At 64.2% G+C, this 22,370-nt stretch carries 21 protein-coding genes and 1 other RNA gene; 13 read left to right on the top strand and 9 right to left on the bottom strand.

What is annotated here, in order from left to right; all coding sequences use genetic code 11:
• Window positions 1–69 precede the first annotated feature (69 nt).
• A complete protein-coding gene (locus DM872_RS21115) occupies window positions 70–1,305 on the top strand; it encodes a sterol desaturase family protein (protein ID WP_179061287.1) in 1,236 nt (411 codons plus the stop codon).
• On the opposite strand, the gene DM872_RS21110 is transcribed toward DM872_RS21115, so the two are convergent.
• Entirely contained in the window at window positions 1,306–1,866 is a 561-nt protein-coding gene (locus tag DM872_RS21110) for a DedA family protein (protein ID WP_077525596.1), read from the bottom strand.
• A 233-nt stretch (window positions 1,867–2,099) separates the two neighbouring features.
• Here DM872_RS21110 and hemB point away from each other — a divergent pair, with 233 nt between their 5' ends.
• Together hemB and ppk1 are read left to right on the top strand one after the other, a co-directional pair.
• Window positions 2,100–3,113 (top strand): porphobilinogen synthase, encoded by a 1,014-nt coding sequence (gene hemB, locus DM872_RS21105; protein WP_179061286.1) that lies wholly within the window; start codon window positions 2,100–2,102, stop codon window positions 3,111–3,113.
• A gap of 20 nt (window positions 3,114–3,133) precedes the next feature.
• A complete protein-coding gene (gene ppk1, locus DM872_RS21100; protein WP_179061285.1) occupies window positions 3,134–5,377 on the top strand; it encodes a polyphosphate kinase 1 in 2,244 nt (747 codons plus the stop codon).
• Between the two features lie 57 nt (window positions 5,378–5,434).
• Here the strand turns inward: ppk1 and ppx are convergent, their stop codons facing one another.
• Window positions 5,435–6,937: an exopolyphosphatase gene (gene ppx / locus DM872_RS21095; protein WP_218649484.1), complete on the bottom strand. Its 1,503-nt coding sequence runs from the start codon at window positions 6,935–6,937 to the stop codon at window positions 5,435–5,437.
• Between the two features lie 363 nt (window positions 6,938–7,300).
• On the opposite strand from ppx, the gene trxA reads away from it, so the two are divergent.
• From trxA to DM872_RS21075, 4 genes are all read left to right on the top strand, one after another.
• Window positions 7,301–7,627, top strand: coding sequence for a thioredoxin TrxA (trxA, locus tag DM872_RS21090; RefSeq protein ID WP_044873156.1), 327 nt, complete (start codon window positions 7,301–7,303; stop codon window positions 7,625–7,627).
• Window positions 7,628–7,890: 263 nt separating this feature from the next.
• Complete coding sequence (gene rho, locus DM872_RS21085; RefSeq protein ID WP_120654003.1) at window positions 7,891–9,150, top strand: transcription termination factor Rho; 1,260 nt, start codon at window positions 7,891–7,893, stop codon at window positions 9,148–9,150.
• Window positions 9,151–9,280: 130 nt separating this feature from the next.
• On the top strand, window positions 9,281–10,747 hold the full coding sequence (ubiD, locus tag DM872_RS21080; RefSeq protein ID WP_179061283.1) for a 4-hydroxy-3-polyprenylbenzoate decarboxylase: 1,467 nt from the start codon (window positions 9,281–9,283) through the stop codon (window positions 10,745–10,747).
• A gap of 70 nt (window positions 10,748–10,817) precedes the next feature.
• Entirely contained in the window at window positions 10,818–11,786 is a 969-nt protein-coding gene (locus DM872_RS21075; protein ID WP_179061282.1) for a CDP-6-deoxy-delta-3,4-glucoseen reductase, read from the top strand.
• A 258-nt stretch (window positions 11,787–12,044) separates the two neighbouring features.
• On the opposite strand, the gene DM872_RS21070 is transcribed toward DM872_RS21075, so the two are convergent.
• Window positions 12,045–13,022, bottom strand: coding sequence for an NADPH:quinone oxidoreductase family protein (locus DM872_RS21070; protein WP_179061281.1), 978 nt, complete (start codon window positions 13,020–13,022; stop codon window positions 12,045–12,047).
• A 176-nt stretch (window positions 13,023–13,198) separates the two neighbouring features.
• On the opposite strand from DM872_RS21070, the gene DM872_RS21065 reads away from it, so the two are divergent.
• Complete coding sequence (locus DM872_RS21065) at window positions 13,199–13,612, top strand: flagellar basal body-associated FliL family protein (RefSeq protein WP_179061280.1); 414 nt, start codon at window positions 13,199–13,201, stop codon at window positions 13,610–13,612.
• On the opposite strand, the gene DM872_RS21060 is transcribed toward DM872_RS21065, so the two are convergent.
• Together DM872_RS21060 and DM872_RS21055 are read right to left on the bottom strand one after the other, a co-directional pair.
• On the bottom strand, window positions 13,603–15,447 hold the full coding sequence (locus DM872_RS21060) for a sensor domain-containing diguanylate cyclase (RefSeq protein ID WP_179061279.1): 1,845 nt from the start codon (window positions 15,445–15,447) through the stop codon (window positions 13,603–13,605). The genes DM872_RS21065 and DM872_RS21060 overlap by 10 nt on opposite strands.
• Before the next feature lie 50 nt (window positions 15,448–15,497).
• Complete coding sequence (locus tag DM872_RS21055; RefSeq protein ID WP_179061278.1) at window positions 15,498–15,947, bottom strand: EVE domain-containing protein; 450 nt, start codon at window positions 15,945–15,947, stop codon at window positions 15,498–15,500.
• A 204-nt stretch (window positions 15,948–16,151) separates the two neighbouring features.
• Here DM872_RS21055 and DM872_RS30555 point away from each other — a divergent pair, with 204 nt between their 5' ends.
• Complete coding sequence (locus DM872_RS30555; RefSeq protein WP_256873449.1) at window positions 16,152–16,286, top strand: hypothetical protein; 135 nt, start codon at window positions 16,152–16,154, stop codon at window positions 16,284–16,286.
• 49 nt (window positions 16,287–16,335) lie between these two features.
• On the opposite strand, the gene DM872_RS21050 is transcribed toward DM872_RS30555, so the two are convergent.
• From DM872_RS21050 to DM872_RS21035, 4 genes are all read right to left on the bottom strand, one after another.
• Window positions 16,336–16,932 carry a 5-formyltetrahydrofolate cyclo-ligase gene (locus tag DM872_RS21050; RefSeq protein ID WP_179061277.1) on the bottom strand — a complete coding sequence of 199 codons (597 nt, stop codon included), beginning with the start codon at window positions 16,930–16,932 and terminating at the stop codon, window positions 16,336–16,338.
• A gap of 9 nt (window positions 16,933–16,941) precedes the next feature.
• Window positions 16,942–17,121, bottom strand: a non-coding RNA gene (gene ssrS / locus DM872_RS21045) — 6S RNA.
• Between the two features lie 103 nt (window positions 17,122–17,224).
• Window positions 17,225–17,539, bottom strand: a complete 315-nt coding sequence (locus tag DM872_RS21040; RefSeq protein ID WP_077525606.1) for a cell division protein ZapA — start codon at window positions 17,537–17,539, stop codon at window positions 17,225–17,227.
• Window positions 17,536–17,745: a TIGR02449 family protein gene (locus DM872_RS21035; RefSeq protein ID WP_028626819.1), complete on the bottom strand. Its 210-nt coding sequence runs from the start codon at window positions 17,743–17,745 to the stop codon at window positions 17,536–17,538. Before DM872_RS21035 ends, DM872_RS21040 begins: the two co-directional genes overlap by 4 nt.
• A 206-nt stretch (window positions 17,746–17,951) precedes the next feature.
• Here DM872_RS21035 and DM872_RS21030 point away from each other — a divergent pair, with 206 nt between their 5' ends.
• From DM872_RS21030 to DM872_RS21015, 4 genes are read left to right on the top strand one after another with little or no spacing between them, the layout of a single operon-like run.
• On the top strand, window positions 17,952–18,506 hold the full coding sequence (locus tag DM872_RS21030; RefSeq protein ID WP_077525608.1) for a YecA/YgfB family protein: 555 nt from the start codon (window positions 17,952–17,954) through the stop codon (window positions 18,504–18,506).
• Window positions 18,507–18,544: 38 nt separating this feature from the next.
• Window positions 18,545–19,879: a Xaa-Pro aminopeptidase gene (gene pepP, locus DM872_RS21025; protein ID WP_179061276.1), complete on the top strand. Its 1,335-nt coding sequence runs from the start codon at window positions 18,545–18,547 to the stop codon at window positions 19,877–19,879.
• A 1-nt stretch (window position 19,880) separates the two neighbouring features.
• Complete coding sequence (gene ubiH, locus DM872_RS21020) at window positions 19,881–21,065, top strand: 2-octaprenyl-6-methoxyphenyl hydroxylase (protein ID WP_179061275.1); 1,185 nt, start codon at window positions 19,881–19,883, stop codon at window positions 21,063–21,065.
• A gap of 51 nt (window positions 21,066–21,116) precedes the next feature.
• Window positions 21,117–22,331 carry a 2-octaprenyl-3-methyl-6-methoxy-1,4-benzoquinol hydroxylase gene (locus tag DM872_RS21015; RefSeq protein ID WP_179061575.1) on the top strand — a complete coding sequence of 405 codons (1,215 nt, stop codon included), beginning with the start codon at window positions 21,117–21,119 and terminating at the stop codon, window positions 22,329–22,331.
• Window positions 22,332–22,370 lie beyond the last annotated feature (39 nt).

The following is a 22,370-nucleotide window of genomic DNA, read 5'->3' as shown; positions in this document are numbered from 1 at the left end:
GCGAGCGCGGCGCCAACCCGCTTCACCGCCTGTGGGTCACCGGACAAGAACGACGATAAGGGTTGTCCCATGAATTACGTGCTTTATGCCGTGCCTTTCTTCTTCCTGTTGATCGGCATCGAACTGATCGCCGATCGCTGGCGTGGAATGCGCACCTACCGTACCGCCGATGCGCTCAACAGCCTGAGCGCCGGCGTGCTGTCCACCACCAGCGGCCTGCTGACCAAGGTGGTGGGGCTGCTGACCTACACCTTCGCCTGGCAACACCTGGCACTGTTCGAACAGTCGGTTTCGAGCCTCTGGGTGTGGCTGCTGGCCTTCGTTTTCTATGACTTCTGCTACTACTGGAACCACCGCCTGGGCCACGAGCGCAACATCCTCTGGGCCGCCCATTCGGTGCACCACCAGAGTGAGGAATACAACCTCTCCACCGCCCTGCGGCAGACCAGCACCGGCTTCCTCTTCGGCTGGATCTTCTACCTGCCGATGGCTGTTGCCGGCGTACCGCCGCTGGTGTTCCTCAGCGTCGGTGCGCTGAACCTGCTCTATCAGTTCTGGGTGCACACGCGGCATATACCCAAGCTGGGCTGGTTCGAATGGATCTTCATCACCCCGTCCAACCATCGCGTCCACCACGCGCAGAATCCGGTGTACATGGATCGCAATTACGGCGGTGTGTTCATCCTCTGGGATCGGCTGTTCGGCACCTTCCAGGAAGAGCTGGACGAGGAGCCGGTGGTCTTCGGCGTGACCACGCCGTTGGCCAGTTGGAACCCGCTGTGGGCCAACCTGCAGTTCTATGTGCAGCTCTGGCGTGATGCCGTGCGTGCGGAGTCCTGGTGGGACAAGCTGCGTATCTGGTTCATGCGTACCGGCTGGCGTCCGGCGGACGTGGCGGAGCGTTATCCACAGGCCAAGCCGGACCTGTCGCGTTTCGTCAAATTCGAGGTGCCGCTGGGCCTGCCGCAGAAGTGGTACGCCGGCCTGCAGTTCGCGCTTTACGTGGTAGCCGGGACCTGGTTGCTGGGTACTGGCGGCGAGGCGCCGCTGGCTTGGCTGCTGTTGGCCTGGGCCTGGATGGCCTTCGGGGTCTACGTGATCGGCAGCTGGCTGGAGAACCGGCCCTTGGCGCGTTGGCTGGAAGTGCTGCGACTGGCGGTGAACTGGCCGGTGCTCTGGGGCGGGGCAGCATTGGGCGTGCTGCCGATGGACACGGCGGGATGGGGTTTGCTGGCGCTCTACAGCCTGGTCAGCCTGACCGCGCTGTTCGGCCTGCAGCGCCGCGCGGCGGCGCTGGCAGTCTGATCAGCTGTTCTTGCCGTTGTTACGCAGGCGGCGCCTCACCCAGAGAATGCCGCCAATGGCCACCAGGCCGCCGAGCACCATCAGCTCGTAGCGCTTGAGGTTGCCGAGCATGCCTTCCAGCACGGCGCCGAAGTGGAAGGCGGCGAAGCCCAGGGCCAGCGCCCAGATCAGGGCGCCGATGCCGTTGAGGATCAGGTAGCGCAGCGGTGGATAGCCGGACAGGCCGATGGCCACCGGCATCACGGTGCGTAGCCCGTAGACAAAGCGGAAGCTCAGGACCCAGATATCCGGATGGCGGCGGATGTGCGCCAGTGCGCGGTCGCCCATGGCCTGCCAGCGCGGCTTGCGGGCAAGGATCTGCCGGCCCTTGTGGCGGCCCAGGTAGTACCAGAGCTGGTCGCCGGCGTAGCTGCCGAAGAACGCCGTGGCCACCACGGCGTTGATGTCCATGTAGCCCCGAAAGGCGAGGAAACCGGCCAGGACCAGGATCGTCTCACCCTCGAAGAACGTGCCGAGGAAGAGGGCGAAATAACCGAAATCCTGGAGAAATTGTTGCAGCATGGTTGGATTGCGCAGCGAAATGAACGCGCAGCCTAACCGGGATGGCGCCCCGGGAAAAGCTCCGGCCTCCGGCGAATGCCATCAGATTGACCACGGACAATCCCGGCATGCCGCCACAAGGCCCGTACGCCGGTCGACGCGACTACGGGTCGCTGTCCCGGATTGTTACCATTCCGTCATAATCGACCCTTATATTTGTCACACTGCGTCCGTCCCGGGCCCTGGAGTCTGCTGTGAGCTTTACCCCCGCCAACCGCCTGTTCCCTGCAACCCGCCTGCGCCGCAACCGTCGTGACGATTTTTCCCGCCGCCTGGTGCGCGAGAACGTCCTGACCGTCGATGACCTGATCCTCCCGGTATTCGTGCTGGACGGTGAGAACCGCCGCGAAACCGTGGCCTCGATGCCTGGCGTCGAGCGTCTGTCCATCGACCTGCTGCTCAAGGAAGCCGAGGCCTGGGTCGAGTTGGGCATTCCGGCGCTGGCGCTGTTCCCGGTGACGCCGCTGGAGAAGAAATCCCTCGACGGTGCCGAAGCGTGGAACCCCGACGGCATCGCCCAACGCGCCATTCGCGCCCTGCGTGATCGTTTCCCGGAACTGGGCGTGATCAGCGACGTGGCCCTGGACCCCTTCACCACCCACGGCCAGGACGGCATCCTCGACGAGAACGGCTACGTGCAGAACGACATCACCGTCGATGCGCTGGTCAAGCAGGCGCTGTCCCACGCCGAAGCCGGTGCCCAGGTGGTAGCCCCTTCGGACATGATGGACGGTCGCATCCAGGCGATTCGCGAAGCCCTGGAACTCGCCGATTTCCCCAACGTGCGCATCATGGCCTACTCGGCCAAGTACGCCAGCGCCTACTACGGCCCGTTCCGTGATGCAGTCGGTTCCGCCGCCAACCTCGGCAAGGCCAACAAGGCCAGCTACCAGATGGACCCGGCCAACACCGACGAGGCCCTGCATGAAGTGGCCGCCGACCTGGCCGAAGGCGCCGACATGGTGATGGTCAAGCCGGGCATGCCTTACCTCGACATCGTTCGTCGGGTGAAAGATGAATTCCGCGTGCCGACATTTGTCTATCAGGTCAGCGGCGAGTACGCCATGCACATGGCGGCGATCCAGAACGGCTGGCTGAGCGAGGCGGTGATCCTCGAATCCCTGGTCGCCTTCAAACGCGCCGGCGCTGATGGCATCCTCACCTATTTCGCCGTACGCGCCGCAGAAATGCTCAAGACGGGAGCCTGATCTCCCCCCAGGAACTGCAGATGAACACCGAAGGACTCAATCCCAGCGCATTGCTCGAACCCCTGAAGGAAGCCACCGAAAATCCGGTGGCCCCTCCGACTTCCGAGGCTCCGGAGGCTCCCGCTGCCGAAGCGGCACCTGCCCCGGCACCCGTACCGGCACCCGTACCAGCTCCGCTGGTATTGCCGAGCCTGGATGACAGCAGCCTGTACATCCACCGTGAGCTGTCCCAGTTGCAGTTCAACATCCGCGTGCTGGAACAGGCGCTGGACGAGTCCTATCCGCTGCTCGAACGCCTGAAGTTCCTGCTGATCTTCTCCAGCAACCTCGACGAGTTCTTCGAGATCCGCGTCGCCGGCCTGAAGAAGCAGATCACCTTCGCCCGCGAACAGGCCGGTGCCGACGGCCTGCTGCCGCATCAGGCCATGGCGCGCATCAGCGACCTGGTGCATGAACAGGTGACCCGCCAGTACAGCATCCTCAACGACATCCTGTTGCCGGAGCTGGCCAAGCATCAGGTCAACTTCATTCGCCGCCGCTACTGGACCGCCAAGCTGAAGGCCTGGGTGCGTCGCTATTTCCGCGACGAGATCGCGCCGATCATCACCCCCATCGGCCTGGACCCGACGCACCCGTTCCCGCTGCTGGTGAACAAGAGCCTGAACTTCATCGTCGAGCTGGAAGGCGTCGATGCCTTCGGCCGCGACTCCGGCCTGGCGATCATCCCTGCGCCGCGCCTGCTGCCGCGCGTCATCCGCGTGCCGGAAGACATCGGCGGACCGGGCGACAACTTCGTCTTCCTGTCCTCGATGATCCACGCCCATGCCGATGACCTGTTCCCCGGCATGAAGGTGAAAGGCTGCTACCAGTTCCGCCTGACCCGTAACGCCGACCTCTCGGTGGACACCGAAGACGTCGACGACCTGGCCCGTGCGCTGCGCGGTGAACTCTTCTCGCGCCGCTACGGCGACGCGGTGCGCCTGGAAGTGGCGGACACCTGCCCGAAGAACCTTTCGGACTACCTGCTCAAGCAGTTCAACCTGGGCGAGAGCGAGCTGTACCAGGTCAACGGCCCGGTGAACCTGACTCGCCTGTTCAGCATCACCGGCCTGGAAAGCCATCCGGAACTGCAGCACCCGACCTTCACGCCGGTTATCCCCAAGCTGCTGCAGAAGGCCGAGAACCTCTTCAGCGTCGTAGGCAAGCAGGACATCCTGCTGCTGCACCCCTTCGAGTCCTTCACTCCGGTCGTGGACTTCCTGCGCCAGGCCGCCAAGGACCCCAACGTCCTGGCGATCAAGCAGACCCTTTACCGCGCCGGCGCCAACTCCGAGATCGTCGACTCCCTGGTGGAAGCGGCGCGCAACGGCAAGGAGGTCACCGTGGTGATCGAATTGCGTGCGCGCTTCGACGAGGAATCCAACCTGCAACTGGCCAGCCGACTGCAGCAGGCCGGTGCCGTGGTGATCTACGGCGTGGTGGGCTTCAAGACCCACGCCAAGATGATGCTGATCCTGCGGCGCGAGAACGGTGAGCTGCGCCGCTACGCGCACCTGGGTACCGGTAACTACCACGCCGGCAATGCGCGCCTGTACACCGACTACAGCATGCTGACCGCCGACGATGCGCTCTGCGAGGACCTGCACAAGCTGTTCAACCAGCTGATCGGCATGGGCAAGACGCTGCGCATGAAGAAGCTGCTGCACGCGCCGTTCACCCTGAAGAAGACCCTGCTCGACATGATCGCCCGCGAGGCGCTGCACGCCAGCGAAGGCAAGCCTGCGCACATCATGGTCAAGGTCAACGCGCTGACCGATCCCAAGGTCATTCGCGCGCTGTACAAGGCCAGCCAGAGCGGTGTGCGGATCGATCTCGTCGTTCGCGGCATGTGCTGCCTGCGCCCGGGTATCCCAGGTGTGTCGCACAACATCCAGGTCCGTTCGATCATCGGTCGCTTCCTCGAGCACAGCCGGATCTACTACTTCTTCAACGGCGGCGACGAGAAGATGTACCTCTCCAGTGCCGACTGGATGGAGCGCAACCTCGACATGCGCGTCGAGACCTGCTTCCCCGTGGAAGGCAAGAAGCTGCTCACGCGCGTGAAGAAGGAGCTCGAGGCCTACATCAGCGACAACACCCAGAGCTGGGTGCTGCAGCCGGATGGGCGTTATCTGCGCAACAGCCCGAGCGGCAACCAGAACTCGCGCAATGCCCAGGCCACCCTACTGGACAAGCTGACCAACCCGCCGATCAGCGCACGCTGATCGCGCAAATGAAAACGGGGCCTGCGGGCCCCGTTCTCGTTTCTGCGCGTCTCGGCTTCAGCTCACCTTGAGCTCGAAGTCGATGCGTTTCAGCCACTCGGCTTCCTGCTCGAAGTCCGCCTGGGTCAGTGGGTTCGCTTCCAGCCAGTCTTTAGGGAACTGCACTTCGAAGTTGTTCCCGGAGGCCCGCAACAGGACGCTCGGCATGGCCGAGGTGCCACGGATGTGGTGGAAGAGAATGGCGAAGCGCAGCAGCACGCAGAGACGCAGCAGCTTCACGCCTTCGTCGCCGAATTCGGAGAACCTGTCCTTCGGGATATTGCGACGATGGCCGCGCACCAGCAGGGCGAGCATCAGTTGGTCCTGGCGGGAGAAGCCGGGCAAGTCGGAGTGCTCGATCAGGTAGGCGCCGTGCTTGTGGTACTGGTAGTGGGCGATGTCCATGCCGATCTCGTGGACGCGCGCGCCCCACAGCAACAGGTCGCGGTGCCAGTCATCGTCCAGTCCCCAGCTGTCGGCGACCTGCTCCAGGGATGCAAGTGCCTTGGCCTCGACCCGGGCGGCCTGTTCCAGGTCCACATGGCAGCGTTCCATCAGTGCACCCAGGGTGCGTTCGCGGACGTCCTCGTGGTGATGTCGGCCGAGCAAGTCGTAGAGCACGCCTTCGCGCAGGGCGCCTTCCGAGTGGGTCATGTGCTTGAGTTCGAGGGCCTCGAAGATGGCTTCGGCAATCGCCAGGCCGGCCGGGAAAATCGGCCGGCGGTCCGGTTTGATGCCATCGATGTCGAGTTTCTCCACATCGCCCAGCTTGAACAGCTTGCGCTTGAGCCAGGCCAGCCCTTCCGGGTTGATCTCGCCATTGCCAAGCCCTGCCGCCTGGATCGCCAGGCCCACCGCGCGAAGGGTGCCGGAGGCGCCCACGGCTTCCTGCCAGCCGAGGCGGCGCAGGCTGTATTCGATGCCCATCAGTTCCAGGCGAGCGGCGGTGTAGGCCTGCGCATAGCGTGCCGGGGTGATCTTGCCGTCGCGGAAATAGCGCTGGGTGTAGCTCACGCAACCCATCTGCAGGCTTTCCCGCAGTTGCGATTCGAAGCGCTGGCCAATGATGAATTCGGTGCTGCCGCCGCCGATGTCCGCCACCAACCGGCGACCGGGGGTGTCCGGCAGGGTGTGGGAGACGCCGAGGTAGATGAGGCGCGCTTCCTCGCGGCCGGAGATGACCTCCACCGGGTGTCCGAGGACCTCCTCGGCACGGCGGATGAACTCGGCGCGGTTGTGCGCTTCGCGCAGGGCGTTGGTGCCGACGATGCGCACCGCACCTTCCGGCAGCCCGGCGATCATCTGGGCGAAGCGGCGCAGGCAATCGATGCCACGCTGCATGGACTCTTCGTTGAGGTTGCGGTCGTCGTCGAGCCCCGCCGCCAACTGAACCTTGTCGCCGAGCCGCTCCAGGATTCGGATCTCGCCGTGGTCGACCTTTGCCACCACCATGTGGAAGCTGTTCGAGCCGAGGTCGATGGCGGCGATCAGGGACGGGATTTCGGCGGGCTTCTGCGGCATGGTTTCGGGTCTCGAGGCTGAACCGCGCAATCCTGCCATGGTTGCCCGGTCGAGCCAATGCGAATAGCGGTACGTTCGTACCAGTCTGGCGCGGACCGGGAGGGCGATGGTGGGGTGCGGCTTTCTCTGGCGAATAGCTGGGTGAGCACACTATAGGTGGGATATGACAGTCGCGCGTCAGCTCGGCCGACGGTCCGCCCGAGCGGCACATGGATCAACAGTCGAATTGACGTGCTCACTCCTATCCATCAGTTTTGCCCTGTATCGCCATAGCAAAGCTCAATCGCCCTTGGCTTTCGGTCCCGGGAAAGCCGGGATATGATGGCTCCACTTTTTTGCTTCCGAACACGGAGAGATCCTTCCATGAGCGAATTCATCACCAACGTCTCTGATGCCAGTTTCGAGCAGGACGTGCTCAAAGCCGACGGCGCGGTGCTGGTCGACTACTGGGCCGAGTGGTGCGGTCCCTGCAAGATGATTGCTCCGGTCCTCGACGAAATCGCCAAGGACTACCAGGGCAAACTGAAAGTCTGCAAGCTGAACATCGACGAAAACCAGGACACTCCGCCGAAGTACGGTGTGCGTGGCATCCCGACCCTGATGCTGTTCAAGAACGGCAACGTCGAAGCCACCAAGGTAGGCGCCCTGTCCAAGTCCCAGCTGGCCGCTTTCCTCGACGCCAACATCTGATTCCACGTGGCCTCCAGCGCCGCCGGAACAGCTGCATAAGCGTCCCGAAGAAGCCCCGCGAAATGCGGGGCTTTTTCATTGGAGTGCACTAGACTCGCCGTTGTGCCGGTGTTACATTCGGACCGCTGCTTTTTCTTGCAGCCCTCCACGCCGTCGCCGACGCACTCCTATTCGAATAAGCACAGCGATCCTGTCGCTATCTCTGCGGCGCGGCCTAAAAAGCTCAAAGCTTTCCCTTCTCCATATCTATCTACGTCATTCCTATGAATCTGACCGAACTCAAGCAAAAGCCGATTGGCGAACTTCTGGAAATGTCCGACGCCATGGGCCTGGAGAACATGGCCCGTTCGCGCAAGCAGGACATCATCTTCGCCCTGCTGAAAAAGCACGCGAAGAGCGGCGAGGAGATCTCCGGTGACGGCGTGCTGGAGATTCTCCAGGACGGCTTCGGCTTCCTGCGCTCCGCCGACTCCTCCTACCTGGCCGGCCCGGACGACATCTACGTTTCGCCCAGCCAGATCCGTCGCTTCAACCTGCGTACGGGTGACACCATCGTCGGCAAGATTCGTCCTCCGAAGGAAGGCGAGCGTTACTTCGCGTTGCTCAAGGTCGACTCCATCAACTACGACCGTCCCGAGAACGCCAAGAACAAGATTCTGTTCGAGAACCTCACGCCCCTGTTCCCCAATGAGCGCCTGAAGATGGAAGCCGGCAACGGCTCCACCGAAGACCTCACCGGCCGCGTGATCGATCTCTGCGCACCGATCGGCAAAGGCCAGCGCGGCCTGATCGTGGCACCGCCGAAAGCGGGCAAGACCATCATGCTGCAGAACATCGCGGCCAACATCACCCGCAACAACCCCGAGTGCCACCTGATCGTTCTGCTGATCGACGAGCGCCCGGAAGAAGTGACCGAGATGCAGCGCACCGTGCGCGGCGAAGTGGTCGCCTCCACCTTCGACGAGCCGCCGACCCGCCACGTGCAGGTTGCCGAAATGGTGATCGAGAAGGCCAAGCGCCTGGTCGAGCACAAGAAGGACGTGGTCATCCTGCTGGACTCCATCACCCGTCTGGCGCGTGCCTACAACACCGTGATCCCGAGCTCCGGCAAGGTGCTCACAGGTGGTGTCGACGCCCATGCCCTGGAGAAGCCCAAGCGTTTCTTCGGCGCCGCGCGCAACATCGAGGAAGGCGGTTCGCTGACCATCCTCGCCACCGCGCTGGTTGAAACCGGTTCGAAGATGGATGAAGTCATCTACGAAGAGTTCAAGGGCACCGGCAACATGGAACTGCCGCTGGACCGTCGCATCGCCGAGAAGCGCGTGTTCCCGGCCATCAACATCAACAAGTCCGGTACCCGCCGCGAAGAGCTGCTGACTGCCGAAGACGAGCTGCAGCGCATGTGGATTCTGCGCAAGCTGCTGCACCCGATGGACGAGATCGCCGCCATCGAGTTCCTGCTCGACAAGCTGAAAGACACCAAGACCAACGACGAATTCTTCCTGTCGATGAAGCGCAAGTAAGTCTTGGATGTGCCACAAAGGCCGGGGAAACCCGGCTTTTGCGTTTCTGCACTGGCCCTTTGTTCTTCTGAATAACCCAGTTCGGCGCTAAACTTTGCGCCCCGACCTGCACGCCCCAAGAGGCTCAAGCATGCAGTATCGCGATCTGCGCGACTTTATCAGCGGCCTGGAACAGCGCGGCGAGCTCAAACGCATCGCCACTCCGGTGTCGCCGGTGCTGGAAATGACCGAAATCTGCGACCGCACCCTGCGCAAGCAAGGCCCGGCGCTGCTGTTCGAAAAGCCCACCGGCTTCGACATTCCGGTGCTCGGCAATCTGTTCGGCACCCCCGGCCGTGTGGCCTTGGGCATGGGCGCCGAGGATGTCGGCGAGCTGCGCGAGATCGGCAAGCTGCTGGCCTTCCTCAAGGAGCCTGAGCCGCCCAAGGGGCTGAAGGACGCCTGGTCCAAGCTGCCGATCTTCAAGAAGGTCATCGCCATGGCACCCAAGGTGCTGAAGGACGGCCCCTGCCAGGAAGTGGTGGAGGAGGGCGACGATGTCGACCTCGGCAAGCTGCCGGTGCAGACCTGCTGGCCAGGCGATGTCGCCCCGTTGATCACCTGGGGCCTGACCGTCACTCGCGGTCCGAACAAGGAGCGGCAGAACCTCGGCATCTATCGCCAGCAGGTGATTGGCCGCAACAAGGTCATCATGCGTTGGCTGAGCCACCGTGGCGGCGCGCTGGATTACCGCGAATGGTGCGCCAAGCATCCGGGTGAACCTTTCCCGGTGGCGGTCGCCCTGGGCGCCGACCCGGCAACCATCCTCGGCGCCGTGACCCCGGTGCCGGATACGCTTTCCGAATATGCCTTCGCCGGCCTGCTGCGGGACAACCGCACCGAGCTGGTGAAGTGTATCGGCAGCGACCTGCAGGTACCGGCCAGTGCCGAGATCGTCCTCGAAGGGGTTATTCACCCCGGCGAAATGGCTGACGAAGGCCCCTACGGTGATCACACCGGGTACTACAACGAAGTGGATAGCTTCCCGGTGTTCACCGTGGAACGCATCACCCGTCGGCAGAAACCGATCTACCACAGCACCTACACCGGTCGGCCGCCGGATGAGCCTGCCATCCTCGGTGTGGCGCTGAACGAAGTCTTCGTGCCGATCCTGCAGAAGCAGTTCCCCGAGATCGTCGACTTCTACCTGCCGCCGGAAGGCTGTTCCTACCGCATGGCGGTGGTGACCATGAAGAAGCAGTACCCTGGCCACGCCAAGCGCGTAATGCTGGGTGTCTGGTCGTTCCTGCGACAGTTCATGTACACCAAGTTCGTCATAGTCACCGACGACGACATCAATGCGCGGGACTGGAACGACGTGATCTGGGCCATCACCACACGCATGGACCCCAAGCGCGATACGGTGATGATCGACAACACCCCGATCGACTACCTGGACTTCGCCTCGCCCATCTCCGGCCTCGGCTCGAAGATGGGCCTGGACGCCACCCACAAGTGGCCGGGCGAGACCAGCCGCGAATGGGGTCGGGTGATCGAGAAGGACCCGGCGGTGACCCGTCGCGTTGACGAAATCTGGGCGAGCCTGGGCATTGACTGATGCCGTGCTGTAGGAGCGAACTTGCTCGCGAGCAAGCTCGCTCCTACAAACAGAAGAACGAGAACATCGCTTGAAAGTGACCTTGCAACCTTCCGGTGCCCTGCTCGAATTGAAGCCCGGAGAACTTATTCTCGACGGTGCGCGGCGCCTGGGGTACGAGTGCCCGCAAAGCTGCCGAAACGGGAATTGCCATATTTGCGCGGCCCTGCTGGTGGAAGGACGGGTACTCCAGAATGGCGTCGAGCTGAGTCAGGGCGAGCTGTTCACCTGCCTGGCCGAACCCCTGGAAGACTGCGTCCTGCACTGGGATGGCGTGCTGGCACCGGGCGAACTGCCGGTGCGCAGCCTGAGCTGCCAGCTCACCGAGTGCGCGCCGGTCGGGGGCGACGTCTGGCGCGTGCGCCTGCGTGCCCCGGCTGGCAAACCGCCGCGCTATCACGCTGGCCAGTACCTGTTGATCGAACGGGAAGACGGCGAGTCCTCGGCCTTCTCCATGGCTTCCGCGCCCAGCGCCGGGCGGGACATCGAACTGCATATCCTCGGTCGTGAAAACAGCGCCAAGGCATTGCTCGCCCAATTGCAGCGCACCCGCATGGCCAAGGTCCGCATGCCCTTCGGCGACACCCATCTGGCGGAGTTGCCGGACGGCCCGCTGGTGCTGATCGCCGCAGGCACCGGGATGGGGCAGATCCACAGCCTGATCGAGCACTGCCGCGCGACCGGCTTCAAGCATCCGGTGCACCTGTACTGGGGTGTTCGCCAGCCGGAAGACTTCTACGAGCTGGTCCATTGGGACGATTGGCAGGGCCTGGACAACCTGATCCTGCACAAGGTGGTCAGCGACCCCTGTGACTGGCAGGGCCGTCGTGGCCTGCTGCACCAGGTGGTGTGCGAGGACTTCCCGGACCTCAAGCAGCTGCGGGTCTACGCCAGCGGCTCTCCGGCGATGGTCTATGCCACCCTGGATGCGCTGGTGGCGGCCGGGATGGATGCCCACCAGATGCGCGCGGACGTGTTCGCCTACGCACCACGCTCCTGAGCGAGGGCCATGAGAAAGGCCGCCCTGAGGGCTAATGCTGTTCACATAAGAACGCCGCTAATCCCTCACCGGGTGAGCGGCGTTCTTGGTTTCTGCAGCGGGGAAACGCTGTAGGAGCCAGCTTGCTGGCGAATGGGCGATATCCCGGAAAGCTTCGCGAGCAAGCTCGCTCCTACAGCAACAGCGACACCTCGTTGGCGGGGCTAACTGAACAGCATTACGCCCTGAGGGCGGCCTTTTTTGTTTCGCTGGCGGCAATCAGCGTACTTCGACCACCACCTTGCCGACCGCCTGACGCGTCGCCAGTGCATTGATCGCATCGCTTGCGCGTTCCAGGGGGAACGTCTGGGACACCAGCGGCTTGAGCTTGCCCTCGGCATACCAGGCGAACAGCTGCTGGAAGTTGGCCAGGTTGTCCTGGGGCTGGCGCTGGGCGAAGGAGCCCCAGAACACGCCCACCACCGAGGCGCCCTTGAGCAGGGCCAGGTTCACCGGCAGCTCGGGAATGCGGCCGCTGGCGAATCCCACCACCAGCAGGCGGCCGTTCCAGTTGATCGAGCGTACGGCAGCATCGAACAGGTCGCCACCCACCGGATCGTAGATCACGTCGGCGCCCTGGCCTCCGGTCAGCTCCTTGACGCGATCCTTGAGGCTTTCCTCGCTGTAGTTGATCAGCGCATCGGCGCCGGCGGCCTTGGCCACTTCGAGTTTTTCCGCACTGCTGGCCGCAGCGATCACTCGCGCACCCATCGCCTTGCCGATTTCCACCGCCGCCAGGCCGACACCACCGGATGCACCCAGCACCAGCAGGGTTTCGCCGGGTTGCAGGTTGGCGCGTTGCTTGAGGGCATGCATCGACGTGCCGTAGGTCATGCCGAAAGCGGCGGCGGAGTTGAAGTCGATGCCCTTGGGAATCGGCATCACGTTGTAGGACGGCACGGCCACCTGCTCGGCGAAGCTGCCCCAGCCGGTCAGCGCCATCACACGATCACCCGGCTTGAGATGGCTGACCTTCTCGCCCACCGCCGCGACCACGCCAGCGGCTTCGCCACCCGGAGAGAAGGGGAAGGGCGGCTTGAACTGGTACTTGCCTTCGATGATCAGGGTGTCGGGGAAGTTGACCGCCGCCGCATGGACGTCGATCAGGATTTCATTCTTCTTGGGCTCGGGGCTGGCGACTTCCTCCAGCACCAGGGTATCGGCGGGACCGAAGGCTTTGCACAGGACGGCTTTCATCGCGGAGCTCCTTGGCTTGGGGCTCGGGCCCCGGGCATGTGGCCTTGCAGTGTAGGTTGGGGGGCAGGGCGGTCAATCAGCATGGCCGCGCCTGATAGGCCTGCATAAACGGAGGTCTTGGGGCTTGCCGCGGCTGTGGCTATGCTAGGCGCCATTCGTGCTGAGGATGACCCCTGGTGAAAAGACTGACTGCATTGCTGCTGGCCCTGACCCTTCCGCTGCTGGCGATGGCCAACGAGGAAGAAGAGCCCAAGGAAGGTGAGGCGCCCAAGGTTGCCTATATCGATCTGGTGCCTTCTCTGGTCGGCAACTATGGCCCGGGTCCTCGGCTGAAGTACTACAAGGCCGATGTTTCCCTGCGGGTCAGCGGACCCGAGGCGCAGGACAAGGTCACCCGCCACGAGCCCCTGATCCGCAACCAGCTGGTGATGTTGTTCTCCCAGCAGACCGACGAGAGCCTGGCTTCGTCCGACTCGAAGGAAAAGCTCCGTCAGGAAGCCCTCAAGCAGGTGCAGCAGGTGTTGAATGGCGAGGAAGGCGAGCCACTGGTGGACGACCTGCTGTTCAACAACCTGATCATTCAGCCCTGACCTTTCTCCCACAGGCAGGTGCGGTTGCGCCCTTCGTGCTTGGCCCGGTAGAGCGCGGCGTCGCTGCGTGATACCAGGCTGTCGGGCTGCTCTTCGCGGGCCGGGTCGGAAACGGCGATGCCAATGCTCAGCGTCAGCCGCCCTTCGGGGCTTGCCGGGTGCTCGATCTGCAGTTCCGCGACAAGCGCCATCACCCGTTCAGCGACATGTTGTGCACCGTCCTCGGCCGTGTTGGCGAGGATGATGGCGAACTCCTCTCCGCCATAGCGGCAGGCCACGTCACCTTCACGCTGCAGGCTCTGCTGAAGCGTCTGGGCCACCCGGCGCAGGGCGTCGTCGCCGGCTTGGTGACCGAACTGGTCATTGAACGCCTTGAAGTGATCCACATCCAGCATCAGCAACGCCAGTGGCGCACCAAGGCGACGCAGGCGGCGCCACTCGCCGTTCAGCTGCCGGTCGAAATAGCGCCGGTTGTACAGGCCGGTCAGGCCATCCAGTTGGGATAGCCGCTGCAGGCGCGCCTCCAGTTCCAGTCGCTCGCGATTGTCGCGCGAAACGCCGATCAGATAGTCGCGGCCATTCTGGCTAACCAGCTGTGCACTGATTTCCGCCGCCTGGAGGCTGTCGTCGGCGCGGCGCATCTCGCGCTGGAAAATCCCCGAGTTGCCATCCCGGCGAGCCTGGCGCACCAGTTCCAGCCAGGTGTGAAAGCCAGGCAGGAGTTGTTCCGGGTCTTCCTTCAGCAGTTGGCGAAAGGCCTCGGCGCTGTAGCCGAGGCTCGCATGGGTGGCTCGGTTCATGTGCAGGATCTCGCGAGTGGCGAGGTCGAAGATGAACAGGCCATCCTGGCTGGAGTCGGTCAGGTCGAGCGCCAGCTGCAGGCGCTCGCGGCTCTCGCGCAGGTCCTGCTCGGCGTGCTCGCGCTGGCTGACTTCTTCGTTCAGGCGCCGATAGCCGCTCTGCAGGGCGCTGGCGCGGCGCGCGTTCTCCAAGGCCAGGGCAAGGGCGGCGACCAGCAACAGGCTGGTAAGCAGGCCAGCACCAAGGACCACCTGGGGCAGCGGCGAGCTGAGCTGCTCCACCAGTTTTTCGGTGGGGGAAAGTTGCAGGGCGAAGTTGCTGTTGTTGAGCAGGTGCAGCGGTACACGCTGGCTAAGGTCGGCCAGGCTTTGCGGTTGCTCCTGCAGGTAGATGGATTGGCCGGACTCCAGCAACTGGACGCTGAAGTCGCGATTATCGAGGTTGCCGAGCAGCGCATCCATCAGGGATTCGACGCGGAATACGCCCTGGAGGAAACCATCGAAGGTGCGGTCACCCTGCTCATTGTCGAGGAACAGCGGAGTGTAGAGGATGACGCCACGTCCGCCCTGGACCAGGGCGAAGCTGTTGGACAGCTGCGCCTCGCCAGTGGCCTTGGCCTGCATGGCGAGGTTGAAGTTGGGATGAATGCGCGTCAGGCGGAAGCCAATGGCTGCTTCGTTGCCTTGTTCCGGCATGACCCAGCGCATGCGCAGGTCTTCGCCCATCCACTGGATCGACTGGTAGCCAGGGAAGTGGTCCAGGGCGAAAGTGACTTCCAGGTTCCACTCGTCTCGCGGCAGCCGGCCCTGGTGATTCCACAGCATGGCAATGCGCCGTAAACCTTCGACCTCGTCGATCAGGTTGTTTTCCAGCTCGGCGGCCAGGGCGCGCGCCTGATAGCCGACGCGCTCGCGAATGCGCTCGTGATGTGCATCCTCCAGCTGCTTCCAGAGCAGCAGGCTGGTTCCGCACAGCGCCAGGAACAGCAGCGCGAGTGTCGTTCGGACCAGCCAGGCGGGATTAGAGTGCGGCATGGGGGCGCCCCGGGAGATTCCCTCCCTCATAGCACAGGGCCATGCCCGACTCAACGCAGGGCGAGCACTCCGGCCCATTCTTCTTCGGTCACCGGCATCACCGACAAACGGCTGCCTTTCTGCACCAGAGGCATGCCGGACAACACCGCCTGCTCGCGCAGCAGGCCGAGCGGGATGACTCGAGTGAAGGCCTCGACGAACTCCACGTCCAGCGCGCTCCACGGATTCTTCTCGGCGTTCGCCTTGGGGTCGTGGTAATGGCTTTGCGGGTCCAGGGCGGTGGGGTCCGGGTAGGTCTCGCCAGCAATTCGCGCGATACCGGCAATGCCCGGCTCAGGGCAGCTGGAGTGGTAGAAGAAAAACAGCTCGCCGGGACGCATGGCGCGCATGAAGTTGCGCGCCTGGTAGTTGCGCACGCCATCCCAGCGCGCCTTGCCCAGACGCTGCAGGTCATGGATGGAAAGTTCGTCGGGTTCGGATTTCATCAGCCAGAAAGGCATGAACTTTGCTCCTGTACGTTCGTCCTTAATTGGGGCATCCGGGCTTCACGACCGGCCGACGGCCGGTTGGCGTCATAAATTGCGTGTTCGCTCACGTTGCCGGAGAATGCCGCGCCTTAAGCTGCTGCGGCCGTTCGGTCCAATCAAAACAACAACTCGCCATCGGTCATCGCGCGAAGTTTGCCTGCAAGGGGGAGGCAATCAATGAAACGCAAAAAGCCAGACATCCTCTGGGTATTGGTCATTATTTTTGGCCTGGGTGTCGTTACCACCGGTTACACGCAAAGCCTGTGGGAACGCCAAAGCAACGCACCCGTCAATCTGACCCAACAGCCCTGATTCCTATTTGACCGGCATCGCAAGGATCGCGGTGCCGCCGTCAGTCTTCTCAGTACCAGCCCTTGTCTGTAACCGTCGCCTGCAGGGCCACGTCCCAACTGGCGAGCTCCAGCCTGTCCACCTTCTGGCACTCATGCGCCAGGCCCAGCAGGGTCGGTTTGCGCCATTGGCGACGCCGCGCCAGATAGGCCAGGCTGCGGTCGTAGAAGCCGCCACCCATTCCCAGGCGTCCACCTGCTTCATCGAAGCCCACCAGCGGCATCATGACCAGATCCAGTGCCCAGACCTTGCGCTGTTGCGCCTGATTGGCGCGCGGTTCGAGGATGCGGAAGCGATTCTTCTGCAGCCGTTCGCCCGGCAGCAGGCGCTGGAACACCATTTTCTCCCTGGGCCAGGCGTTGAGGACGGGCAGGTAGGCGCGTTTGCCCCGGCGCTGGGCTTCACGCAGCAGCGGGCGCGGATCGATTTCGCCATTGGTGGGCAAATAGAGGGCAACGTGCCGGGCGCGGCGGAACAGCGGGTCCTGCGCGAGCTGGCGGTACAGGGCCTTGGCGGCGTGCTTCTGCTGGAGGGGGGTAAGTGCGCGGCGGGCCTGGCGGAGCAGGCGGCGCAAGCTCTGGCGGGAATGGGAACCGGCGCAGATCATGAAGAAAATAGACTCCCCGGTCGTGCCGCTGTCGGGTTAGCCCTTGAACCCGAAAGTTCAAGGTGGAGGCTGCAGGAGGCGTTAAGGCTTTCCGTCAGGCGGACATGCACACCGGCCTCAACTTGCAACCCCCGTGGTTGCATTTATCGGCTCAGGGACATCACCGACTGGCCAACACACCAGGGAGCTGGCGGCGAGTATACCCCAAGAACCGTTCAGGAAACTGCAATGCGTCGGTCTGGCCGCGTCAAAAAACGCCAGAAAGCGTCACTTGGTCGCAGCCGGACGATGCTCAGGCCTGCTGGGCGTCGGGGTCGGCGGCCAGGGCGTGGTCGACGCGCTCAAGCAGGTCACGGACCCGCTCGCGCGTGGACGTGGCTTCCTGGTCCAGGCGCTGCTGCTTGTGCAGCAGGTCATGGGTGATGTTCAGCGCCGCCATTACGGCGATGCGGTCGGCACCGATGACTTTGCCGCTGGAACGTATCTCGCGCATCTTCCCGTCGAGGTAGCGGGCAGCGCTTTCCAGGTTGGCGCGCTCGTCCGCGGGACAGGCGATGCAGTATTCCTTATCGAGGATTTGGACGGTGACGGTGTTGGACTGGGTCATGAATCCTGCTCCAGGGCTTTCAGGCGCGAAATCATCGCTTCGACCTTGAGCCGGGCCATTTCGTTCTTTTCGATCAGATGAGCGCGTTCTTCACGCCAGGCCTTCTCGCTGGCAAGCAGGAGCCGGTTCTGGGCCTTGAGCTGCTCGACACGCTGGATCAGCAGTTCCAGCTTGGCTGTCAGTGCATGCAGTTCGGCGTCTTCCATGGGCTGTCTACTTGGTGAGGAGTGACCGGGACTATATAGGACTGACACGGGGAAGGGTCAAACCCCGCAGGCGACGGTGCGAATTGTCGCATGCCCGTAGATAGGGCCCGGTCGACGGGTGGCCAATGCTGCCTTCGCCGCGCCAGGCTGCTAGGATACGAGGCCGTCATTCTAGTGATTGCGCCCTCTGGCGCCTAGCCACCCATATGTCCAGTTCGAATTCTCCTTACAACGCTTTCGCCGCGCTTCTCGCCTCCACTGGCCAGCCGGTTTCCCCCGCTGAATTGCACGGCATGCTGCTGGGTCGTAGCTGCGCCGGCGCCGGTTTCGAGCCGGAGCCCTGGCTCGAAGATGCCGCCGAACTGCTCGGTAGTGCCCCGCAGGACAACCTGCGCCAGGCCCTGATCGGCCTGCAGGAAATGGTCAAGAGTGAACTGACCGGCACGGAAATGGCCGTGGTCCTCCTGCTGCCCAGCGACGACGCGCCGCTGGCCGAGCGTGCCACCGCCCTTGGCCAGTGGTGCCAGGGCTTCCTCGGTGGTTTCGGCTTGACCGCTCGCGAAGGTGCGCTGTCCGGCGAAGCCGTCGAAGTGCTCCAGGACCTCGCGTCGATCGCCCAGGTGCAGAGCGCACTGGAAGATTCCGACGACGGCGAAAGCGACTATATGGAGGTGATGGAGTATCTGCGCGTCGCGCCCCTGCTGCTCTTCGCCGAGTGCGCCAAGCCCGCCGCGCCGGCTGCCAAACCCTCGTTGCATTGACCCGAGTGGCGGGCGCCGCCCGCCCTGAAGGAGCGCGCATGACCCGTATCCCCAAGGCTGAATACGCCCGCCGCCGCAAGGCGCTGATGGCGCAGATGGAAGCCAACAGCATCGCCATCCTCCCCGCCGCGCCCGTGCATATCCGCAACCGCGACGTCGAGCACGTCTATCGCCAGGACAGCGACTTCCAGTACCTCAGTGGTTTCCCCGAGCCGGAAGCGGTGCTGGTGCTGATCCCCGGTCGCGAGCACGGCGAGTACGTGCTGTTCTGCCGCGAGCGCGATCCGGAGCGTGAACTCTGGGACGGCCTGCGTGCCGGCCAGGACGGCGCCCTCCGGGATTTCGGTGCCGACGACGCGTTCCCCATCGGCGACATCGACGACATCCTGCCTGGCCTGATCGAAGGACGCAGTCGCGTCTACTACTCCATCGGCACCAACACCGAGTTCGACCAGCACCTGATGGAGTGGGTCAACACCATCCGCTCCAAGGCCCGCCAGGGCGCCCAACCGCCCAAGGAATTCGTCGCGCTCGATCATCTGCTGCACGACATGCGGCTGTACAAGTCGGCGGCGGAAGTGAAGGTCATGCGTGAGGCTGCCGAGGTCTCCGCCCGTGCCCACGTGCGTGCCATGCAGGCCTCCCGTGCAGGTCTGTACGAGTACCACCTGGAAGCCGAGCTGGAGTATGAGTTCCGCAAGGGCGGCGCGAAAATGCCGGCCTACGGTTCCATCGTCGCCGCCGGCAAGAACGCCTGCATCCTGCACTACCGCGAGAACGACGCCCCGTTGAAGGACGGCGACCTGGTGCTGATCGACGCCGCTTGCGAGCTCGATTGCTATGCCAGCGACATCACCCGCACCTTCCCGGTCAGTGGCCGCTTCAGCCCCGAGCAGAAGGCCATCTACGAGCTGGTGCTGAAATCCCAGGAAGCCGCCTTCCTTGAAATTGCCCCAGGCAAGCACTGGAACGCGGCCCATGAAGCCACCGTGCAGGTCATTACCGCCGGACTGGTGGAGCTGGGCCTGCTCAAGGGCGATGTCGACGAGCTGATTGCCGCCGAAGCCTACAAGGCTTTCTACATGCACCGTGCCGGCCACTGGCTGGGCATGGACGTGCACGACGTCGGCGAATACAAGGTCGGTGGCGAGTGGCGCGTGCTGGAACCCGGCATGGCGATGACCGTCGAACCCGGCATCTACATCGGCGCCGACAACCAGGACGTGCCGAAGAAGTGGCGCGGCATTGGCGTGCGGATCGAGGATGACGTGGTGGTGACGAAGACCGGCTGCGAAATCCTCACCGGTGGCGTGCCCAAGTCCGTGGACGAAATCGAGGCGCTGATGGCCGCTGCGCGCAGCCAGGCCGCCTGACATGCATCACTGCCACGTTGCGATCATTGGCGGCGGCCTGGTCGGCGCCAGTCTCGCCCTGGCGCTGCAGGACGGTGCCAGGGCGCGGGGATGGAAGATCGTCCTGATCGAACCCTTCGCCCCCGGCAGCGGCTTCCAGCCCAGCTACGACGCGCGTTCTTCCGCGCTGTCCTTCGGCAGCCGGCAGATCTACGAGCGCCATGGCCTCTGGCAGACCATCGCGCAGCGTGCCGAGCCCATCCTGCAGATCCACGTTTCCGATCGCGGACGTTTCGGCGCCGCGCGCCTCGCCGCCCTCGAAGAGGGCGTGCCGGCCCTGGGCTATGTGGTCGAGAACGCGTGGCTCGGCCAATGTCTCTGGCAGGCGCTGGACGAGGAGGTGGTGACCTGGCATTGCCCGGCCGAAGTGGCCGGCATGCAGGCGCTGGAAGGTGGATACCGCCTGACCCTGAATGACGAGACCCAGATCGATTGCGACCTCGCGGTGCTCGCCGATGGTGGGCGCTCCGGTCTGCGCGAGCAACTGGGCATCGGCGTGCGTCGCACCCCGTATCGGCAGACGGCACTGATCGCCAACGTCAGTCCGCTGGAGGCCCATCGCGGCCAGGCGTTCGAACGCTTCACCGACGATGGCCCGATGGCCTTGTTGCCGCTGCCGGAAAATCGCTGTGCGCTGATCTGGAGCCGCCCGGGGGATGATGCCGAGCGCCTCGCCCGGCTGGATGAACGACGCTTCCTCGACGAGCTGCAGGAGGCCTTCGGCTACCGCCTCGGGGCCTTCCAGCAGGTCGGTGCGCGGCACCTTTATCCGCTGGAACTGGTCGAAGCCGAGGAACAGGTGCGCTCCAGCCTGGTGGTGCTGGGCAACGCTGCCCACAGCCTCCACCCCATCGCCGGCCAGGGTTACAACCTGTCCCTGCGCGACGCCCAGGCACTGGCCGAGGCATTGCTGGCCAGCGACAAGCCCCTCGGCGATCTGGTCACCCTGCAGAACTACGTCCAGCGCCAACGCCTGGACCAGAACCTCACGGTGGGTTTCTCCGACCAGGTGACCCGCCTCTTCTCCAACGCCGAACCGCTGCTGACCGCCGGACGCAACCTGGGCCTGCTCGGCCTCGACCTGCTGCCGCCGGCCAAGCGCTGGTTCGCCCGCCAGGCCATGGGCCTGGGCACTCGCCCGGACTGATCGGGCGTGCCTCACACGGACACACAGGGAGCCTCAAGGCCTGATATGGAATTGCGCGCGGATCTGATCATCGTGGGTGCCGGCATGGTCGGCAGTGCGCTGGCCCTGGCGCTGAAGGACAGCGGCCTGGACATCCTGCTGATCGATGGCAGCCCGCTCAGCGTCAAACCCTTCGACCCGACTGGCGCCTTCGAGCCGCGCGTCAGCGCGCTGTCCGCCGCCAGTCAGCGCATCCTCCTGCGCCTAGGTGCCTGGCCGGGTGTCCTCGCGCGGCGCAGCAGCCCCTATTCCGATATGCATGTCTGGGATGGCTCCGGCACCGGACAGATTCACTTCTCCGCCTCCAGCGTGCATGCCGAGGTGCTGGGCCACATCGTCGAGAACCGCGTGATCCAGGACGCCCTCATGGAGCCCCTGCACGACAGCGGTATCGGCCTGATGCCCGGTGCGCGCCTGGAGCGCATGCGTCGTTCCGGCGACGACTGGCTGCTGACCCTGGTGGATGGTCGCGAACTGCGCGCTCCGCTGGTGGTGGCTGCGGACGGCGCCAATTCCGCGGTGCGTCGCCTCGCCGGCTGCGCCACCCGCGAATGGGATTACCTGCACCACGCCATCGTCACCAGCGTGCGCTGTGCCGAACCGCACCAGCGTACCGCCTGGCAGCGCTTCACCGACGACGGCCCGCTGGCCTTCCTTCCCCTCGAGCGTGACGGCGAGCACTGGTGCTCCATCGTCTGGTCGGTGACCCCGGCCGAGGCCGAGCGCCTGATGGCCCTCGACGACGACGGCTTCTGCAGCGAGCTCGGCCGGGCGTTCGAATGGCGCCTGGGCGATGTGCTGGGTGCTGATCCGCGCCTGTGCATCCCGCTGCGCCAGCGTCACGCCAAGCGCTACGTCGAAGAGGGCCTGGCCCTGATCGGCGATGCCGCCCACACCATTCACCCGCTGGCGGGGCAGGGCGTCAACCTCGGCTTCCTCGATGCGGCCGTGCTGGCTGAAGTGCTTCAGCATGCCGCGGGCCGCGGCGAGCGACTGGCCGACGAGCGCGTGCTGGGGCGTTTCGAACGTCGACGCATGCCCCACAACCTGGCCATGATGGCGGCGATGGAAGGCTTCGAGCGCCTGTTCCAGGCCGATCCGCTGCCCCTGCGCTGGCTGCGCAACAGCGGCCTGAAATGGGTGGATGGCATGCCCGAGGCCAAGGCGCTTTTCGTACGCCAGGCGTTGGGGCTTTCCGGCGATCTACCGGACCTCGCCCGCGCCTGACGATTAGCTGCGCGTCGGAATAGCTGTGTTGTCCTGTGA

Source organism: Pseudomonas taiwanensis, assembly GCF_013393345.1.
GTDB lineage: Bacteria > Pseudomonadota > Gammaproteobacteria > Pseudomonadales > Pseudomonadaceae > Metapseudomonas > Metapseudomonas resinovorans_C.
This window is presented reverse-complemented; position numbering and strand designations above follow the sequence as displayed.

Bases quoted from the DNA above. Each gene is read 5' to 3' on its own strand.
- DM872_RS30555 (WP_256873449.1), top strand. From the start codon at position 16,152: ATGAAACGCAAAAAGCCAGACATCCTCTGGGTATTGGTCATTATTTTT.
- DM872_RS21110 (WP_077525596.1), bottom strand. From the start codon at position 1,866: ATGCTGCAACAATTTCTCCAGGATTTCGGTTATTTCGCCCTCTTCCTC.
- ubiD (WP_179061283.1), top strand. From the start codon at position 9,281: ATGCAGTATCGCGATCTGCGCGACTTTATCAGCGGCCTGGAACAGCGC.
- DM872_RS21050 (WP_179061277.1), bottom strand. From the start codon at position 16,932: ATGATCTGCGCCGGTTCCCATTCCCGCCAGAGCTTGCGCCGCCTGCTC.
- DM872_RS21055 (WP_179061278.1), bottom strand. From the start codon at position 15,947: ATGCCTTTCTGGCTGATGAAATCCGAACCCGACGAACTTTCCATCCAT.
- ubiH (WP_179061275.1), top strand. From the start codon at position 19,881: ATGCATCACTGCCACGTTGCGATCATTGGCGGCGGCCTGGTCGGCGCC.
- trxA (WP_044873156.1), top strand. From the start codon at position 7,301: ATGAGCGAATTCATCACCAACGTCTCTGATGCCAGTTTCGAGCAGGAC.
- rho (WP_120654003.1), top strand. From the start codon at position 7,891: ATGAATCTGACCGAACTCAAGCAAAAGCCGATTGGCGAACTTCTGGAA.
- DM872_RS21030 (WP_077525608.1), top strand. From the start codon at position 17,952: ATGTCCAGTTCGAATTCTCCTTACAACGCTTTCGCCGCGCTTCTCGCC.
- pepP (WP_179061276.1), top strand. From the start codon at position 18,545: ATGACCCGTATCCCCAAGGCTGAATACGCCCGCCGCCGCAAGGCGCTG.
- DM872_RS21070 (WP_179061281.1), bottom strand. From the start codon at position 13,022: ATGAAAGCCGTCCTGTGCAAAGCCTTCGGTCCCGCCGATACCCTGGTG.
- ppx (WP_218649484.1), bottom strand. From the start codon at position 6,937: ATGCCGCAGAAGCCCGCCGAAATCCCGTCCCTGATCGCCGCCATCGAC.
- DM872_RS21115 (WP_179061287.1), top strand. From the start codon at position 70: ATGAATTACGTGCTTTATGCCGTGCCTTTCTTCTTCCTGTTGATCGGC.
- DM872_RS21060 (WP_179061279.1), bottom strand. From the start codon at position 15,447: ATGCCGCACTCTAATCCCGCCTGGCTGGTCCGAACGACACTCGCGCTG.
- DM872_RS21040 (WP_077525606.1), bottom strand. From the start codon at position 17,539: ATGACCCAGTCCAACACCGTCACCGTCCAAATCCTCGATAAGGAATAC.
- DM872_RS21035 (WP_028626819.1), bottom strand. From the start codon at position 17,745: ATGGAAGACGCCGAACTGCATGCACTGACAGCCAAGCTGGAACTGCTG.
- ppk1 (WP_179061285.1), top strand. From the start codon at position 3,134: ATGAACACCGAAGGACTCAATCCCAGCGCATTGCTCGAACCCCTGAAG.